Origin of the sequence: Desulfoferrobacter suflitae, assembly GCF_022603395.1 — a bacterium.
GTDB lineage: Bacteria > Desulfobacterota > Syntrophobacteria > Syntrophobacterales > Syntrophobacteraceae > Desulfoferrobacter > Desulfoferrobacter suflitae.
Map to the genome: position 1 here is coordinate 1 of NZ_JAIBKA010000027.1, position 3,512 is coordinate 3,512.

Genomic DNA, 3,512 nt, shown 5'->3' on the forward strand with positions numbered 1-3,512 from the left:
GTGTGCTTTCGGCAAGCCTGCATGAACTCCCCAGCCCGAGGTGCTATGATCGGCTGAACCCTTAGCAAGGAAGGAGAACAGCCGATGAAGCAAGAGCGGCACCTACCGGAAGAACCGCAAGATTTGCAGACAGTATGTGACGCCTTTGAACAGTGGCGTCGCTCACGACAGAAGCGGGATCGTATCCCCGAGGAGCTTTGGCGGGCGGCGGTCGATCTCTCCGCCTCATATCCCACCTTGCGAATTGCGAGGACGCTTCGGCTCAACTACACTCAGCTCAAGGAACGTATTCATGAACGAGTGGGCAAAAGCATGGCTTCACAATTTGTCGAGGTGAAGGTGCCCTCTTTATTTTCCGTATCCCCATGCGTTATGGAACTGCGCTCTCCTTCTGGCTTTGAGCTGAAAATCGAGACGGATGCCGCTCTTCAGTCTGAGCTCGTGCATCTCATAAGCTGCTTTGTGAGCCATAGCCGATGATCCAGATCAGCCCTCAGATGCGAATACTTGCCTGCACAAGGCCTGTTGATTTTCGCAAAGGCATTGACGGACTTTCGCGCATCTGCCGCCAAGTGCTCGATGCTGATCCATTCTCCGGAACCGTCTTTGTCTTTTTCAACCGCCGCAGGACTACCATCAAAGTCCTTTGCTACGACGGTCAGGGGTTCTGGCTTTGTCAAAAGAGGCTATCGAGCGGGCGGTTCCAGGTTTGGCCTGACAGGAGTCAGATGGATGCCCACGAGCTTCAGAACCTCATCTGGAACTTCCCTACTCCCCAAGGGGTGGTGAAGTTTTTCAGAAAATTGCAGTAGATTCGCATTTTCATCTTGCGTTCCAGGTCTCCGCGTGGTAGATGTCCTCACGTGGAAACGATACTAATCTACAGAGCCAAGACAGTGACCGAGGAGGACGTCGCCTTCATCCGCTCTCTGATAGCGGATCATCCAGGCGACAGCCGCCGCAAGCTCTCCCGCAGGCTGTGCCGAGCATGGAACTGGGTGCAACGCAACGGAGAGCTTCGTGACATGGTATGCCGCTCACTCATGCTCGAACTTGACAGGGCGGGCCATATCGAACTCCCACCCAAGAAATTCACTCCGCACAACCCACTGGCTGTTCGTAAAAGGCCAGAACCGTGCGAGATCGATCAAACCCCTATAAGTGGCCGCTTGTCGCGACTACCGCAGTTCGAGTTTCAGCAGGTACGAAGGGGGCCGCTGGAGAGACTCTTCAACAGTCTCGTTGAGCACTACCATTACCTGGGCTACTGCCAGCCGGTGGGCGAGCATCTCAAGTACCTGGTGATGGCTTGCGAGCGGCCCATCGCCTGTTTCAGTTGGTCATCGCCGCCTCGCCATATTGGCTCACGAGACCGTGTCATCGGCTGGACAGCCAGGCAACGTCGTGACAATCTCTACTTTTTGGCCTACAACAGCCGCTTTCTCATATTGCCATGGGTTTCGGTACCCCATCTCGCGTCCCATCTGCTGTCGAAAGTGGTGCGAAGGATCTCTTCGGACTGGCAGCAGGTTTACGGACACCCCCTTTATTTTCTCGAGACTTTCGTGGACACCGAGCGTTTCCGAGGCACCTGCTACCAGGCTGCCAATTGGATCTATCTCGGTCTGACAACGGGACGGGGCAAAAATGACCATACCATGAAACCCAACCGCTCTCTAAAAGCTGTATGGGGATATCCGCTCACCAGGCGTTTTCGAGAAAAGCTATGTCAACAAAGCTTCCCTCAATAGAACTCGATCCGGAAAAGCTTGACGCTTTTCTCAAGAGGGCTGAGCAGTGCCTCAGTCCGCAAGATTTTTCCCTTCTGGCTTCCCTGGTTTGTGCCCTTTCAAACCTTCGAGACCTTCTCCAGAGTAAATCCAGATCCATCGTGCGCCTTCTCCGCATGATCTTCGGGGTCAAAACGGAGACCTCCAAACGGGTACTGAAGGAGAGCGCAAACAAAGATGCCGGTGTCGAGCGGCAAGCTCGCAAAAAGGGGCACGGTCGAAATAGTGCACAAGACTATACCGGCGCAAACAAAGTCGCTGTGGCTCATGATTCTTTGGAGCACGGTGACCGTTGCCCCGAATGTGAGAAAGGCCGGGTCTATCGAGTCGACCCCGGAGTCCTTTTGAACTTCTTTGCCGCGGCTCCCATTCAGGCCATCCTCTACCTGCTCGAAAAATTCCGCTGCAATCTCTGTGGCGAGATTTTCACTGCCGAAAAGCCCCCTGAGGCGAGCGAGAAAAAATATGACGAGACAGTCGGCGCCATGGTTGCACTGGCACGCTATGGCTTCGGACTGCCCTTTCATCGGCTCGAAAAGCTGCAGGCCGGCTGCGGTATTCCTCTTGCCGCATCCACCCAGTGGGAGATCGTTAATGAACACGCCGCCACCCTCAAACCTGTCTTCGATCACCTGACCCACGAGGCAGCACAGGCGGAAAGAATCTATCAGGACGACACCCACATGAAGGTCCTCGCTCTTAACGCCAAGAAAAAGGAACGGGAGGAAACCGACGGTAGAACCGGCACGTTCACAACAGGACTGGTTTGTGAATCGGAAGACAGAACCATTGCCTGCTTTGTTACCGGCACGCAACACGCCGGCGAAAACTTAAGGGACCTCCTCCTGCAAAGGATCGAGGAGCTTTCTCTTCCCATCCAGATGTGCGACGCTCTGTCTCGCAACATGTCGGCGGACCTCCTGACCATGCTGTGCAACTGCATGAGCCACGCTCGCAGGAACTTCGTCGGGGTGCTCGATGCCTTTCCCGAAGAGTGCCGATTCGTCATAGAGAACCTGGCCAAAGTCTACCACCATGATGCCCTGGCCAAAGAGCGCAATATGTCGCCAGAAGAGAGACTGCAATTCCATCAAAAGCAAAGCGGCCCCGTGATGGATGAGCTAAAAAGCTGGATGGAGACACAACTCGATGACAAAAAGATCGAGCCCAACTCAGGCCTGGGAAACGCCATCCAATACATGCTCAAGCGCTGGGAGCAATTCACTCTCTTCCTCAGGGTTCCCGGTGCTCCCCTTGACAATAATATCTGTGAAAGAGCCCTTAAGATGGCCATTCGACACCGCCGCAACTCCCTTTTCTACAAGACTCAGCGGGGAGCTTGGGTGGGAGACCTCTTCATGAGCCTCATCCACACCTGTCATCTGACGGGGGTAAACGCCTTCCACTATCTCACAACTCTTTTGCGGAATGCATCCGAGCTTGCACGGAATCCCAGTCGATGGATGCCGTGGAATTATGAGGCGGCACTTTCAAGCCCTCCGTAGTCACGGCTCCTCGGAACACTCGCTATCTACATCAGTTCCCTGCACCCTTGTCGGTAGGCAGCCGGAAAATTCAACGCCGAGCGACAACCCAAGCTTGCCCATTACCCGGGCTCATGGGTATCGTTTTGCCGCACCGTGGGGCCACACCACGCCACCCTCCCTCTGAGTCTCGGCTTCTGGGCACGACCAGCCTCATGCCCATACCAAATCACGCCAA

4 protein-coding genes are annotated in these 3,512 nt (G+C 54.8%); all 4 read left to right on the top strand.

Annotated features, from left to right (window positions below; all coding sequences use genetic code 11):
• The first annotated feature begins 84 nt into the window (after positions 1-84).
• The 4 genes from K1V27_RS22365 to tnpC are packed head-to-tail and all read left to right on the top strand — an operon-like array spanning position 85 to position 3,295.
• Entirely contained in the window at positions 85-480 is a 396-nt protein-coding gene (locus tag K1V27_RS22365; RefSeq protein ID WP_258932173.1) for a hypothetical protein, read from the top strand.
• Complete coding sequence (gene tnpB, locus K1V27_RS22370; protein WP_258932172.1) at positions 477-812, top strand: IS66 family insertion sequence element accessory protein TnpB; 336 nt, start codon at positions 477-479, stop codon at positions 810-812. The genes K1V27_RS22365 and tnpB overlap by 4 nt, the downstream gene beginning before the upstream one ends.
• Before the next feature lie 51 nt (positions 813-863).
• A complete protein-coding gene (locus K1V27_RS22375) occupies positions 864-1,751 on the top strand; it encodes a DUF4338 domain-containing protein (RefSeq protein WP_258932171.1) in 888 nt (295 codons plus the stop codon).
• Positions 1,727-3,295 (top strand): IS66 family transposase, encoded by a 1,569-nt coding sequence (tnpC, locus tag K1V27_RS22380; RefSeq protein ID WP_258932170.1) that lies wholly within the window; start codon positions 1,727-1,729, stop codon positions 3,293-3,295. Before K1V27_RS22375 ends, tnpC begins: the two co-directional genes overlap by 25 nt.
• Positions 3,296-3,512 lie beyond the last annotated feature (217 nt).

What these genes read in the sequence shown, in the direction of transcription:
- K1V27_RS22365 (WP_258932173.1), top strand. Translation starts at nt 85, where the DNA reads ATGAAGCAAGAGCGGCACCTACCGGAAGAACCGCAAGATTTGCAGACA.
- tnpB (WP_258932172.1), top strand. Translation starts at nt 477, where the DNA reads ATGATCCAGATCAGCCCTCAGATGCGAATACTTGCCTGCACAAGGCCT.
- tnpC (WP_258932170.1), top strand. Translation starts at nt 1,727, where the DNA reads ATGTCAACAAAGCTTCCCTCAATAGAACTCGATCCGGAAAAGCTTGAC.